Genomic DNA, 13,482 nt, shown 5'->3' on the forward strand with positions numbered 1-13,482 from the left:
AGAGGTTACGGATGCGACGTGGTGCGTTGTTGGCTCTTGGTGTGTTGTTGATCGTGGTGGCGCTTGGCTGGGGCCGGGCGGCATACGCCAGGCAGTTGTCCGCAGGTCGCTACGGCCGTGTGCAGGTGGTGGAGCCGTCGGTCGCGCCGCGTGGTCTGGTGATCTACTTCGCAGACCCGGCCTTGCCACGTGCGCAGCGCAGGCAGTTTGCCGGGCAGCTGGCACACGCCGGCGCATGGGTGGCGGTGGTGGACGCAGCGCGTTATCGACAGCGGCTGCAGAAGGGCAATGGCAGCTGCCGGGCGATGGCCGATGATGCGGCGCTGCTTGCCCAGAAGCTGCTCAAACGCGAGCGTGCCGAGCAGTTCTACCTGCCGGTATTGGTCGGTCAGGGCAGCAGTGCAGGCTTGGTGCGCGACAGCGCAGCCGGTGCCGCAGCCGGCGAATTCGCCGCTGTCCTGGTTGCTGCGGATGGCGCAGCAGCGAGTGACGCGGGTTGTGTTGGCGGAACGGCCACCGTGCAGGTCAAGTCCTTGCCGACGGATGCGCTGTTGGCGGCGGTGCCGGCGGCGCTGCACGCTGCACCTGCATCGGGGGTGGCGACGCTGCCCTTGGTGGAGATGCCCGTTGCAGGCAGCAAGCGGCTGGTGGTGTTGATCTCCGGTGACGGCGGTTGGCGTGACCTGGACAAGGGGCTGGCGCACGAGCTCAACCAGCGCGGCATTTCCGTGGTCGGCTGGAACAGCCTGCGCTACTTCTGGAAGAAACGTACTGCTGCCCAGATAGGTACCGATCTGGACAATGTGGTGCGTACCTATCGGCAGCGCTGGCAGGCTGACGACGTGGCGCTGGTTGGCTATTCGTTTGGCGCGGATGTGCTGCCTTTCGCCTATCCGCTGCTCAGCGGGGAGCAGCGCAGCGCGGTACGGTTGGTGTCGCTGTTGGGGCTTGCCCACGGTGCTGACTTCGAGGTGCGCGTAGGCGGCTGGCTGGGCTGGTTCCGTGCCCAGGAAGTGCCTGTGCAGCCTGCGTTGGCCGACTTGCAGCTGGTCGCGCACCAGTGCATTTACGGCGTCGATGAGAAAGACAGCCTTTGCCGCGACCTGCGAGGTGATGCGCACATGCAGGTGGTTGAGCTCCCTGGTGGGCATCACTTCGATCGTGACCCGGGCAAGCTGGCGCGGATCATTGTCGATCGTTGGGATGCGGCGCCGGCTCAGCCCTGAGTGGAATCGCCGGGCGCTGGTTTTGCGCTGATCTGCTCAACCCTCAATTGCAGCTCGCCTTCGGCCAGACGGGCGCGCAGCTGTTCGCCGGGCTTGACCTGCTCGGCGCTGCGGACAAGGGCGCCGTCCTCAAGCGTGGTCAGGATCGAATAACCACGCGCCACGGTAGCCAGGGGGCTCACCGCTTCCAGTGAGCGGGCGATACCGCGCAGACGCAATGCATCGCGCTGCAACTGGCGCGCCATCGCCGCATGGGCGCGCGGTGCCAGGGTTGCCAGCTTCTCGGCCAATGCGTTCAAGCGTCGCTGTGGCTGGGTGCTGCGCAATACGGTGGCGGCGTGGCGGAGTCGAGATGCGCGACGTTCCTGTTGCCGCTGCCAGGTGGCGTGCAGGCGTGCGAAGGCGGCTTCCTGTCGATGCTTGAGCAGGTTCAGTCGTGCCTGCGGGCTATGCGCCTGCAGCCGCAAGGCGGCACGGTCGGCGCGCTGCATGGCCTGGCTCATTGCGTGTACCTGCAGCTGCTGCAGGCGTTGCGCCAACCGGCGTACCCGCAGCGCAAGATCGCGCTGGTCCGGGACCAGCAGCTCGGCGGCCACGGAAGGCGTCGGTGCGCGCAGATCGGCGGCGAAGTCGCTCAGGCTGAAGTCGGTTTCGTGGCCTACCGCCGAGACCACCGGCGTGTTGCTGGCGGCGACCGCACGCGCCAGCTGTTCGTCGTTGAAGGCCCACAGATCTTCCAGTGAACCACCGCCGCGGGTCAGCAGGATGACGTCGTAGCGGCCACTGGCATCGGCCTGGCGCAGCAGCGAGGTGATCTGCGGAGCGGCGGTGGCGCCCTGTACCAGCGACGGCAGCAGCTCGACTTCCAGCATCGGGAAACGCCGCTCCAGCACGCTCAGTACGTCGCGCACCGCCGCGCCACTGGGTGAGGTGATCACCGCTAGGCGGCGCACGTGCGCTGGCAGCGGACGCTTGCGCGCCGGATCAAACAGGCCCTCGGCTTCGAGCCGGGCCTTGAGTTCGTCGTAGGCACGGCGCAGCGCGCCTTCGCCGGCTTCCTCCATGTGGTCGAGGATCAGCTGGTAGTCGCCGCGTGCTTCGTACAGGGTCAACCGGCCACGCACCAACACGCGCATGCCTTCGCGCGGGAGGAACTTCAGCCACTGGCTCTTGGGCTTGAACATCGCTGCACGCACCTGGGCGCGCGCGTCCTTCAAGGTGAAGTACAGATGTCCGGAGGCGGGCCGGCTGACACTGCCCAGTTCGCCTTCCACCCAGACCGTCGGGAACGTGCTCTCCAGAAGGTCGCGCGCCAAGGTGTTGAGTTGGTTGGGGGTGAGGACGTCGTTGCTGGAGGTCATGGTTGAACTGCTATGCCGGTGGGACGCTCGGCCGCGCCGGGGGCGCAGACGAGCTGACGGCCGCTATCTTACGGGAGCGACTGTGCTAGTCGAAGAAATCGAACAGGGAGATGTCCAGATCGGGGAAATCCAGCCAGGATAGGTCGAAATCAAACCAGCTCGAGCTACTGTCGGTCGCCATCGAGCGCAGCATTTCTGCTTTCATTGCGGCGTAGTCGCAGGCTTCACCACTGGCTGCATGTAACTGGTCAAAGTCGGAATGGGTGTTGAACAGGGCGTGTGACCAACATTCGAGATCGATGTTGATCTTGCTGCGCCGGTTGGCGTCGCGCACCTGTTGCACCGAGTAGAAGTTGCGCTTGCCGTAGTGGCGAAGCAGGTCGTCGCCGACCAGTTGGGCTTGGCGGCGCTTGTCCTCAGGCGCGATGGCGCAGGGGGTGGGCAATAGTTCGTTGCTCATTCACATTCCTTGTGGCGATTGCGGGGAGCGATGGTGTTGGAATCGAAAGGGGACTAACGCTTCTGCGCCGCGTCAGCGTGCCGCTGCAGGGCCCATTGCACATGCTCACGCACCACTTCGGAAGCGTGCGACTGACGACTCAGCAGTGCGTTCTGCGCGGCAGCCGAAGGTGTTGCATTGCCCAGCGCCACGGCAATATTGCGCAGCCAACGCTCATGGCCGCTGCGGCGGATCGGGCTGCCTTCCGTGCGGCGCAGGAACTCGTCTTCTTCCCAGGCGAACAGCTCGGGCAGGGTGGCGGTGTCCAGATTGTTGCGGGCGCGGAAGTCCGGCTCGTCGGTGCGCCGGGCGAACTTGTTCCACGGGCATACCAGCTGGCAGTCATCGCAGCCATAGATGCGATTGCCCATCAGTGGACGCATTTCCAGCGGAATCGCGCCTTCATGCTCGATGGTCAGATAGGAAATGCAGCGGCGTGCATCCAGCCGGTGCGGGGCAATGATGGCGGCAGTGGGGCAGACATCGATGCAGCGCGTGCAGCTGCCGCAATGCGCGGTGGCCGGCACATCCACCGGCAATGGCAGGTCAACGTAGATCTCGCCGAGGAAGAACCAGGAGCCGCCGTTGCGGTCGATCAGGCAGGTGTGTTTGCCGATCCAGCCCAGCCCGGCATTGCGCGCGAGTGCGCGCTCCAGCACAGGAGCGGAGTCGACGAAGACCCGGTAGCCGAATTGCCCGATCTCGCCGGCGATGCGCTCGGCCAGCTTCTGCAGGCGGTTGCGCATCAGCTTGTGGTAATCGCGGCCCAGCGCGTAGCGCGCCACATAGGCGCGCTCGCCATCATTCAAGGTTGCCCAGGCCTCGGCATCGTCCTTGTGGCCGTAATCCAGACCAACCGAGATCACCCGTAGCGTGCCGGGCAGCAGTTCCTGTGGGCGTGCCCGCAAGGTGCCGTGGCGCGCCATCCATTCCATCGTCCCGTACAGGCCCTTGCCCAGCCAGTCGGCCAGGTGCGCTTCATCCTCGCCCAGCTCGATGCCGCTGACCCCGCAGCGCTGGAAGCCTGCCTCACGGGCAAGCTGGCGGATGCGCAGCGACAACTGCGCCGGATTTGCGGCGGTAACGGCTTCAGACATGGCGCAAGTATAGAATTGCCGGCATGTCAGAGCCCGTCGAATTGTTCGATATCGCCGCTGCCCGCCAGATTGATGGGCAAGCGACCGCTGCCCTGGGTGGCGATGCGTACCTGCTGATGCAGCGGGCCGGCCACGCTGCGTGGCAGACCGCACTGCAGTATTGGCCGCAGGCGCGGCGCATCGTGGTGGTGTGCGGACCCGGCAACAACGGCGGCGACGGCTATGTACTGGCCCGTCACGCCCGCCAGTCCGGACGTGACGTCAGTGTGCTGCACCTGCCGGAGGCGTCGCCGCGCACGGCCTTGGCGCAGCGCGCCTGCACCGATTACCTGGCTGTTGGCGGCCACGTTGAGATTTTGCCGCATTGCCTGCAGCAGGCCGATCTGATCGTCGATGCGCTGTATGGCATCGGCTTCAGCCGCGCGCCAGATACCGAAGACGCGGCCCTGATTGCAGCAATGAATGCTGCGTCTGCGCCGGTGTTCGCGCTGGATGTGCCCAGTGGCGTTGATGCGCTCAGCGGTAACGTAATGGGTGCCGCGGTGCGTGCGGCGCGGGTATTGCAGTTCATCGTGCCGCACCAGGGGCTGCACACCGGTGCGGCGCTGGAGCATGCCGGGCAGCGCCTGCTGGCTGATCTGGAGGTGCCCGCGGTCGCGTTCGACGGTGTCAGTGCGAGCGCGCTGCGCTGGGCCAGGCCGCAGTTGCTGTCGATGCTGCCACCGCGTCGGCTCAATACCCATAAAGGCGAATCCGGGCATGTGCTGTGCGTCGGCGGCAACCATGGCAGTGGCGGCGCGGTGATGCTTGCAGCCGAGGCTGCGCTGCGCAGTGGTGCCGGTCTATGCAGCGTTGCAACGCGCGCGCTGCATGTGGCGCCGTTGTTGGCGCGTTGTCCCGAAGCGATGGTGCACGCCGTCGATAGTTCCGAGGATTTCGCGCCATTGCTGGCACGCGCGACTGTCATCGCGCTTGGGCCCGGACTGGGCCAGGATGATTGGGCGCATGCCTTGTGGTCGGCGGTGCTGGGCAGCGGCAAGCCGCTGGTGCTGGATGCCGATGGTTTGAATCTGCTGGCCGCTGAGCCGCGGCCGCTGCCGCAGGCGATTCTCACCCCGCACCCGGGCGAGGCCGCGCGCCTGCTTGGTACCGATACCGCCAGCATCCAGCGTGATCGTTTTGCTGCAGCGCATGCCTTGGCAGCGCGCCATGCGGCAGTGGTTGTGCTCAAGGGCGCCGGTACGGTGATCGCCGCGCCCGGGCAGCTGCCGCGGGTGATTGCCGCGGGAAATCCTGGCATGGCGGTCGGCGGCATGGGCGATCTGCTGACCGGCGCCATCGGCGCCGTGTTGGCGCAGGGCCTGTCGCTGTTTGATGCGGCCAGCACCGGCGCGTTGCTGCACAGCCTGGCCGGCGATGCGGCAGCCGCCGAAGGTGAGCGCGGGCTGTTGCCGCGCGATCTATTGCCGCACCTGCGGGCGCTGGCCAATCCATAATGTCTCCCATGATCGAATTGTCATTGCCCCACGCCGAGAGCACCGACCTGCTGGGTCAGGCCTTGGCACAGACCCGGCCCGCGCAGGCGGTGGTTCACCTGCAAGGTGATCTTGGCGCCGGGAAATCCACCTTGGCCCGGGCCCTGCTGCGCGCGCTGGGCGTGCAGGGGCCTATCCGCAGCCCGACCTACACCTTGATCGAGCGTTACCCGCTGGATGCCGGCGAAGCCTGGCATCTGGATCTGTACCGGATCGGCAACGCCGGTGAGCTGGATTTCCTGGGGCTGGACGATGCCAGCGCCGACCTGTGGCTGATCGAATGGCCCGAGCGCGGGGCTGGCGGATTGCCGCCGTTGGACCTGGTGGTGGCGCTGGAGATCGACGGCCATGGCCGCCGTGCGCGGCTGCAGGCATATAGCCCGACCGGTGAGGCCTGGCTGCAGCGGTTGCGCAAAACGCAACACTTGCAGGGGCTTTCTGCCCTGTAACAACAGGAAGTTACGGCAGGTTGCGGATTATTAAGGGAAAAAATGTTGCAATTACCGAAATCCGGTGATTGAATCCGCCCATGACTACGGGAAACCGCCTGTTCGCATTGTCTGTCGCCGTTGCCGGCCTGTGCCTGGCCAGCGCTTCCGCGTGGGCCGGTGAGGTCCGTGGGCTCGGTTTGAGCGCTGGCGCAACCGGCACCCGCGCCGAGATCCAGCTGGCTGGTGGTGGCAGCTACAAGACCATCAGCTTGGCCGGCCCCAACCGTCTGGTCATCGATTTCCCCGAATCCACCGGCGTGCGCGGCCTCAAGATGCCTGCACCTGCAGGTGTGGTCACCGCGGTGCGCACCGGGAACCCGGTCCCCGGTACCTTCCGCATCGTGTTCGACCTGGCCGAATCCGTGGCTGCCTTCAAGCCGCAGATGCAGGGGCAGGGCGCCGAATCCAAGTTGCTGATCGAATGGCCGGGTGAAACCGCGCCGCGGGCAGCTGTTGCTGCCGCGCCCAGCGCAAGCTCGCCAGCGCTGGTGCCCGCTGCCGCTCCCGTGGTGAATCCAGAGCAGGCACGTGCCGAAGCCGCCCGCGCCACCGCTGCATTGACCGCTGCGGTGCGTCAGCAGGCGACCACACCGCCACCGGTGCCGGTCCAGGCGACTCCAGGTCCGGCAGCTGCAGGCGCGACGACCGTCGTCGCCAGCAGCGGCAATACGCCGGTTGCCGCTTCGACATCTTCACCGGCTGCGATCCTCAATGGACAGGGCACCCCGGTCCGCACCACCATCGCTACCGGCGTGCCCACTCCGATCGTGGCAAGTCCGGCTGCTGCAGCACCTGCGGCTGCCGCACCGGTCGCTGCAGCGCAGACGCCTGCGCCGCGCCCGGTCATGCCAAGTGACGCGTCACGAATTCGGATGGCGCCGGGAATGCGCAATCTGGTGGTTGCCATCGATCCGGGCCACGGTGGCCAGGATCCGGGTGCCGTCGGCCCCACTGGCAAGCGCGAGAAGGACGTGACGTTGGCGGTTGCACGTGAACTTGCCCGCCAGGTCAATGCAACGCCGGGCCTGCGCGCGTTCCTGACCCGCGACACCGACGTGTTCATCCCGCTGCCGATGCGCGCCCAGCGTGCACGTGCGGCCAGGGCTGACATCTTCATCTCGATCCACGCCGATGCGGCCGAGAATCGCTCAGCGACGGGTTCTTCGGTCTATGTGCTGTCGACCAAGGGTGCGTCCTCGCAGCGTGCGCGTTGGCTGGCGGACAAGGAAAACGCCGCCGATCTGATTGGTGGCGTCAGCCTCAGCCGTACCGAAGGTACCTTGGCCAACGTACTGCTGGATCTGGCCCAGAGCGGCAACATGAAGGCGTCGGAAGACGCGGCCGGGCACGTGCTCGGCGGCCTCAAGCGTATCGGCAACAACCACAAGCCCAACCTTGAGCGGGCCAACTTCGCCGTGCTGCGCACCTCCGACATGCCGGCAATGCTGGTCGAAACCGCGTTCATCTCCAACCCGGATGAAGAGCGCCGCCTGATTGATCCGGCCTACCAGCGCCGCATCGCCGGTGCCGTGCTCGATGGCGTGCACACCTTCTTCAGTCGTCAGCCACCGCCGGGCACCTTGTTCGCCGCCCGCGCCCAGGCCGAGATGGATGCTGCCGCTGGCACCGTTGCGGGTGGTAGCAAGTAAGACTGCGCTTGTTTGAAGCCCCTCTCCCTGCGGGAGAGGAGTTGGGGTGAGGGTGGGGCGAAGTAAGGATCGATGAACTACCAGTCCTTGTCCGGCTTTTCTGCTGAAATCTCACATTGTCAGCAGGCTTGCCCTCATCCGCCCCTTCGGGGCACCTTCTCCCGAAGGGAGAAAGGATTGGCGCCTTGGTCGCGGTGTTCGGTCCATGCTCGGCTATCATCGTCGGCATGCATGAAGTCAGCCTGATCCCCCGCCAAGCCTCGTTCCTCTATCGCGCCACAGCCTCGCTATTGACCGGCGGTGCGGCATGAATGCGATCCGTCCGCTGCCGGAAATCCTGATCAACCAGATCGCCGCCGGCGAAGTGGTCGAGCGGCCCGCCTCGGTGGTCAAGGAGCTGGTCGAGAACGCGCTTGATGCCGGTGCCACCCGTGTCGATATCGACCTGGAGGAGGGCGGGGTACGCCTGATCCGCATCCGCGACAACGGTGGTGGCATCGCCGCCGAGCAGCTGCCGCTGGCAGTGTCGCGTCACGCCACCAGCAAGATCGCCAGCCTGGATGACCTGGAATCGGTGGCCACGCTGGGCTTCCGTGGTGAAGCGCTGCCGTCGATTGCCTCGGTCAGCCGCTTCACCCTCGCTTCGCGCCGTGCCGATGACGAGCACGGCTCCGCGTTGCAGATCGAGGGCGGCAAGCTCGGTGATGTCACCCCGCGTGCGCATGCACCCGGCACCACGGTCGAGGTGCGCGAGCTGTTCTACAACGTGCCGGCACGGCGCAAGTTCCTGCGCGCCGAACGCACCGAGCTTGGCCACATCGAGGAGTGGCTGCGTTCACTGGCGTTGGCCCGTCCAGACGTGGAACTCCGTGTCTCGCACAATGGCAAGCCTTCGCGCCGCTACAAGCCCGGTGATCTGTATTCGGATGCGCGTCTGGGCGAAACCCTGGGCGAGGACTTCGCACGCCAGGCGCTGCGCGTGGATCACAGTGCGGCCGGCCTGCGCCTGCATGGGTGGATCGCGCAGCCGCAGTATTCCCGCGCCAGCGCGGACCAGCAGTACCTCTACGTCAATGGTCGCTCGGTGCGTGATCGCAGCGTCAGCCATGCGGTGAAGATGGCCTACGGCGATGTGCTGTACCACGGCCGGCAGCCGGCCTACGTATTGTTCCTGGAGCTGGACCCGACCCGGGTCGACGTCAACGTGCATCCGGCCAAGCACGAAGTGCGCTTCCGTGATTCGCGGTTGATCCATGATTTCGTCTACCGCACTCTGAAAGACGCGCTGGCGGAAACCCGCGCCGGCATGGAGCCAGCTGCAGTGCAGACACACCCGGCTGACCCACAGGCGCAGCCAACGCCTGGTTACAGCGCAGCTGGCTACATGCTGTCGCGCCCTGGCGGCGGCAGCGCAGGTGGTGGTGGCAATGGCAACTGGCAGGCGCGGCAATCGCCGCTGGGCCTGCAGGTGGCAGAAGCGCCCTCGGCATATGCGGCGCTGTACTCATCCGTGAATGGCGACGCGGATCTGCCGCGGCAGATGGATACAGGTCCATCCCTGCCAGCCACTTCCAATGATGCCGGTGTGCCACCGCTCGGCTACGCGATCGCCCAGTTGCACGGCATCTATATCCTGGCCGAAAACGCCGAAGGCCTGATCGTGGTGGACATGCATGCCGCCCACGAGCGCATCGGCTACGAACGCCTGAAGAACGCGCACGACGGTATCGGCCTGCACGCGCAGCCGCTGCTGGTGCCGATGACGTTGGCGGTTGGCGAGCGTGATGCCGATACCGCCGAGCGTGAGGCCGCCACCTTGGCCGCGTTGGGTTTCGAAGTCACCCGTTCCGGGCCCGGCTCGCTGCATGTGCGCAGCATTCCGGCGCTGCTGGCCAATGCCGAGCCGGAGGGCCTGCTGCGCGATGTGCTCGGTGATCTTCGCGAGCACGGCCAGAGCCGCCGCATCGCCACCGCGCGCGACGAACTGTTGTCGACGATGGCCTGCCACGGTGCGGTGCGCGCCAACCGGCGCCTGACCATTCCGGAAATGAATGCCTTGTTGCGCGATATGGAAATCACCGAGCGCTCCGGGCAATGCAACCACGGCCGCCCGACCTGGGCGCGCTTTTCCTTGGCTGAAATTGATCGCTGGTTCCTGCGGGGGCGTTGATGAAACACGTAATGGGGTGTGTGGCATTGCTCGCTGCGGTGCTGCTCGGTGGCTGTGGTGATGACGCGAAGAACGCAGCGCCGACGGCGAAGGTTGATCCGGCGTTCGCGCAGGACAATGAACGCTGGCGCGAGCAACGGTTGACCGAATTGCTGGCTCCGGATGGCTGGACCAGTCTGGTTGGGCTGCATTGGCTGGACCTGAAAGCGCATTACATCGGCAGCGGCAGTACCAGTGGCGTCCGCCTGGCGGCAGGTCCACCGCGCATGGGAATGGTCACGCGCGTAGGCGACGGATGGTTCTTTACCCCGGAAGCAGGTGTGTCGGTGACAGTGGACGGGCAGGTGGTGAAGGGCCGCATCCCGCTGCACAGCGACCATGCCGAGGCGCCAACGCTGATTCATTTCGACGAAGGCAAGGGCACCTTGAGCCTGATCGAACGCGGGCCGCGTTTCGGGCTGCGGGTGAAGCATGCCGATGCACCCGCACGTGTGGATTTCACCCATCTGGATTACTGGCCGGCAGATCCAAGCTGGCGCATCACCGCGCGGTTCGTGCCGCATGACGTCAACAAGACCATTCCGATCGTCGATATCACCGGCTTGACCACCGAGCTGGCCAATGCCGGGGCGATCGAGTTCGAGCGTGACGGACGAACCTGGCGGCTGGAAGCGCTGGGTGATGTGGGCCGCCCATTGCAGGTGATCTTCGCCGACCGCACCAGCGGCCGTGGCAGTTATGCGGCCGGGCGCTACATCGACGTGGATGTGCCGGATGCAAAAAGCCAGGTGGTGATTGATTTCAACCGTGCCTACAACCCGCCGTGTGCATTCACCCCGTTTGCGACCTGCCCGTTGCCGCCGCCGGAGAACCGCTTGGACATGGAAGTGACGGCTGGTGAAAAAGCCTATGCCAAGCACAAGCAGGAGCCAGCTGCATGAAGTGGATCACGCGTATGGGCATGTTGCTGGCCACCGGTCTGCTGCTTGCAGCACCCTTGTTGGCAAGTGCAGCCACGCCAAAGCCGGCCGCGAAGCAGCCACCGGTACCGCTGCTGTGGAAAGTGAGCGGCGGCCAGGGCAGCGATCTGTATCTGCTGGGTTCCTTCCATCTGCTCAAGGCCGATGACTATCCGTTGTCCGCCGATGTCGACCGGGCGTTCGCAGGAGCGCAGCGCCTGTTGTTCGAGCTGTCGCCGGAGGAAATGAACTCGCCGCAGCTGGCCACGCAGATGATGCAGGCGGCGCTGCGTCGTGATGGTCGCCAACTCAAGGATGATCTTGATCCGGCCACCTGGCAGCAGCTGGAACGATGGGGGGCGGCCAACAACATGCCGGTCGATCGGCTGGCTGGATTCAAACCCTGGTTCGTCGGCCTGACCATCAGCATCGCGCAGATGACCCGGCAAGGCTTGGACCCGAAGTCCGGGCTGGATCGGCATCTGATGGACCGTGCTGCGCAGGCCAGCAAGCCGGCTTCCGGTCTTGAAAGTGCGGCATCGCAGATCACCATGCTCGACAGCATGAGCATCGATGAGCAGCGCCAGTTGCTGCGCGAAGCCTTGGAACAGGTCGACAAGGGCGACGAGCAGAGCCGCCAGCTGCACGATGCCTGGCGCCGCGGCGATGATGTGATGTTGTGGCGGGACATGGCCGCGCAGATGAAACGCGAGTACCCGGGCCTGTATCAGCGGATCAACGTGGACCGCAACAATGCCTGGCTGCCCAGCCTGCAGCAGTGGTTGCAGCCAGGGCGCGGGAATACGCTGGTGGTGGTCGGTGCACTGCACCTGCTGGGCAGCGATGGCGTGGTCGAGAAGTTGCGCGCGCAGGGCTACAAGGTCGAGCGGATCTGCAGCGCCTGCAAGCGTTGAGTCTTTTTTGTGGGAGCGGCGTCAGCCGCGAAGCTCCCGCAGTTTCAGGCCTATGTGGTTTCGCGGCTTACGCCGCTCCCACAAAATGAAACAGGGCGCCACAAAGCAAAAGGCCGACGCTTGCGTCGGCCTTTTCGTTGCCCTCAGCGACCGCTGCGGGTCTTGCTTCCGGTGCCGCTCGGCGGCGGATCGGTTGGCTTGCTGGTGCCTGCCGGCGGGCGGGCGCCGCCAAAACCACCGCCCATGTTGCGCTGGAATTCCTGCCACAGCTCCAGGTTGCGCTCGGTGAGCTGGTTCATCATCGCCCACGGCGTCTGCCCGAGCAGGTTGCCCATCTGCTGGCGGAACTGCTGCTGCTGGTCCAGGAACACCTGCATGCTGCGCTCCAGGTAATTGCCCATGAAGCCCTGCAACGAGTCACCGTAGAAACGGATCAACTGGCTCAACAGCTGGGTGGACAGCATCGGCTCGCCGTCCTGCTCCTTGTCCGCGATGATCTGCAGCAGCACCGAACGGGTCAGGTCGTCGCCACTCTTGGCGTCGCGGACTTCGAAGTCCTCGCCGTCGAGGATCAACTGACGGACGTCTTCGATGGTGATGTAGCTGGAAATCTCGGTGTCGTAGAGCCGGCGATTCGGATACTTCTTGATGATGCGGGTCGCAGCCATTAAGCAGTCACTCGTCACGGTAGGTGCGCAGCATGGCGCAGTGCAGCAGGGCTTGCAACCGCCAAAAGTACAGGTTGCAAGCGTCGGGGAACTCCAGGTTTGTTGCGCAACATGAATCGCCATGGTGTGCAACATGGCGTGGGCGGTCAGCAGCTGGCTGTCACCAGCCCATGTGGTGACCACCGTTGATGTCCAGATTCGAGCCGGTGATCCAGCTGGCTTCCTCGGCAACCAGGAAGGCGACCGCGTAGGCGATCTCCTCCGGCTTGCCCAGGCGCCCGGTGGGAATGTCGGCAATGATCTTTGCCCGGACTTCCTCGGGAACGGCCATCACCATGTCGGTGGCCACATAGCCCGGCGAGATGGTGTTGACGGTAATGCCGAAGCCGGCATTCTCGCGCGCCAGGGAGATGGTGAAGCCATGCATGCCGGCCTTGGCGGCGGCGTAGTTGGCCTGGCCGTACTGGCCCTTGAGGCCGTTGATCGAGCTGATCTGGATCACCCGGCCCCAGCCGCGCTTGCGCATGCCCTCGATCACCGGACGGGTGACGTTGAACACGGAGTTGAGGTTGGTGTTGATCACCTCATGCCACTGTTCCGGGCTCATCCGATGGAAGGTGGTGTCGCGGGTGATGCCGGCGTTGTTGACCAGTATCTCCACCGGCCCCAGTCCGGCTTCCACGGCCTGGATCAGGGCGCGGCCGCTGTCCGGGTGCGCCACGTCGCCTTCGAACAATGCGATGTCATAGCCCTTGCTGCGCATGGTCTGCTGCCACTGCTGCGCCTTTTCGGCGTTGCGGTAGTTGGTGGCGACGCGGTGCCCTTGGTCGACCAGGCGTTGGCAGATGGCAGTACCGATGCCGCCGGTACCACCGGTGACCAGTGCGACGCGCGATGTCATGGGCTCAACTCC

12 protein-coding genes are annotated in these 13,482 nt (G+C 65.4%); 7 read left to right on the forward strand and 5 right to left on the reverse strand.

Annotation, left to right across the window (positions count from 1 at the left end; genetic code table 11):
• The first annotated feature begins 11 nt into the window (after positions 1-11).
• Positions 12-1,226 carry a virulence factor family protein gene (locus tag AC1VWL_RS03800; RefSeq protein ID WP_482985821.1) on the forward strand — a complete coding sequence of 405 codons (1,215 nt, stop codon included), beginning with the start codon at positions 12-14 and terminating at the stop codon, positions 1,224-1,226.
• Here AC1VWL_RS03800 and xseA read toward each other — a convergent pair.
• From xseA to queG, 3 genes are all read right to left on the reverse strand, one after another.
• Positions 1,217-2,587 (reverse strand): exodeoxyribonuclease VII large subunit, encoded by a 1,371-nt coding sequence (xseA, locus tag AC1VWL_RS03805; RefSeq protein WP_482985822.1) that lies wholly within the window; start codon positions 2,585-2,587, stop codon positions 1,217-1,219. The two genes, AC1VWL_RS03800 and xseA, sit on opposite strands and share 10 nt — an antisense overlap.
• Positions 2,588-2,672: 85 nt before the next feature.
• Positions 2,673-3,047, reverse strand: a complete 375-nt coding sequence (locus AC1VWL_RS03810; protein WP_296248743.1) for a DUF6559 family protein — start codon at positions 3,045-3,047, stop codon at positions 2,673-2,675.
• A 53-nt stretch (positions 3,048-3,100) separates the two neighbouring features.
• On the reverse strand, positions 3,101-4,183 hold the full coding sequence (queG, locus tag AC1VWL_RS03815; protein WP_482985823.1) for a tRNA epoxyqueuosine(34) reductase QueG: 1,083 nt from the start codon (positions 4,181-4,183) through the stop codon (positions 3,101-3,103).
• 23 nt (positions 4,184-4,206) lie between these two features.
• On the opposite strand from queG, the gene AC1VWL_RS03820 reads away from it, so the two are divergent.
• From AC1VWL_RS03820 to AC1VWL_RS03845, 6 genes are all read left to right on the forward strand, one after another.
• Positions 4,207-5,679 (forward strand): NAD(P)H-hydrate dehydratase, encoded by a 1,473-nt coding sequence (locus tag AC1VWL_RS03820; RefSeq protein WP_482985824.1) that lies wholly within the window; start codon positions 4,207-4,209, stop codon positions 5,677-5,679.
• An 8-nt stretch (positions 5,680-5,687) separates the two neighbouring features.
• Positions 5,688-6,167 carry a tRNA (adenosine(37)-N6)-threonylcarbamoyltransferase complex ATPase subunit type 1 TsaE gene (gene tsaE, locus AC1VWL_RS03825; RefSeq protein WP_482985825.1) on the forward strand — a complete coding sequence of 160 codons (480 nt, stop codon included), beginning with the start codon at positions 5,688-5,690 and terminating at the stop codon, positions 6,165-6,167.
• An 80-nt stretch (positions 6,168-6,247) separates the two neighbouring features.
• Positions 6,248-7,858: an N-acetylmuramoyl-L-alanine amidase gene (locus tag AC1VWL_RS03830; RefSeq protein ID WP_482985826.1), complete on the forward strand. Its 1,611-nt coding sequence runs from the start codon at positions 6,248-6,250 to the stop codon at positions 7,856-7,858.
• 307 nt (positions 7,859-8,165) lie between these two features.
• Positions 8,166-10,028 carry a DNA mismatch repair endonuclease MutL gene (mutL, locus tag AC1VWL_RS03835; RefSeq protein WP_482985827.1) on the forward strand — a complete coding sequence of 621 codons (1,863 nt, stop codon included), beginning with the start codon at positions 8,166-8,168 and terminating at the stop codon, positions 10,026-10,028.
• Positions 10,028-10,969 carry a DUF1684 domain-containing protein gene (locus AC1VWL_RS03840; protein WP_482985828.1) on the forward strand — a complete coding sequence of 314 codons (942 nt, stop codon included), beginning with the start codon at positions 10,028-10,030 and terminating at the stop codon, positions 10,967-10,969. The genes mutL and AC1VWL_RS03840 overlap by 1 nt, the downstream gene beginning before the upstream one ends.
• Positions 10,966-11,901 carry a TraB/GumN family protein gene (locus AC1VWL_RS03845; protein WP_482985829.1) on the forward strand — a complete coding sequence of 312 codons (936 nt, stop codon included), beginning with the start codon at positions 10,966-10,968 and terminating at the stop codon, positions 11,899-11,901. Before AC1VWL_RS03840 ends, AC1VWL_RS03845 begins: the two co-directional genes overlap by 4 nt.
• Positions 11,902-12,044: 143 nt before the next feature.
• Here AC1VWL_RS03845 and phaR read toward each other — a convergent pair whose 3' ends face one another.
• Together phaR and phbB are read right to left on the reverse strand one after the other, a co-directional pair.
• Positions 12,045-12,569 carry a polyhydroxyalkanoate synthesis repressor PhaR gene (gene phaR, locus AC1VWL_RS03850; RefSeq protein ID WP_481533023.1) on the reverse strand — a complete coding sequence of 175 codons (525 nt, stop codon included), beginning with the start codon at positions 12,567-12,569 and terminating at the stop codon, positions 12,045-12,047.
• A 160-nt stretch (positions 12,570-12,729) separates the two neighbouring features.
• Positions 12,730-13,470 (reverse strand): beta-ketoacyl-ACP reductase, encoded by a 741-nt coding sequence (phbB, locus tag AC1VWL_RS03855; RefSeq protein ID WP_282266756.1) that lies wholly within the window; start codon positions 13,468-13,470, stop codon positions 12,730-12,732.
• Positions 13,471-13,482: the final 12 nt, after the last annotated feature.

Source organism: Stenotrophomonas sp. STEN063 (genome assembly GCF_056854515.1).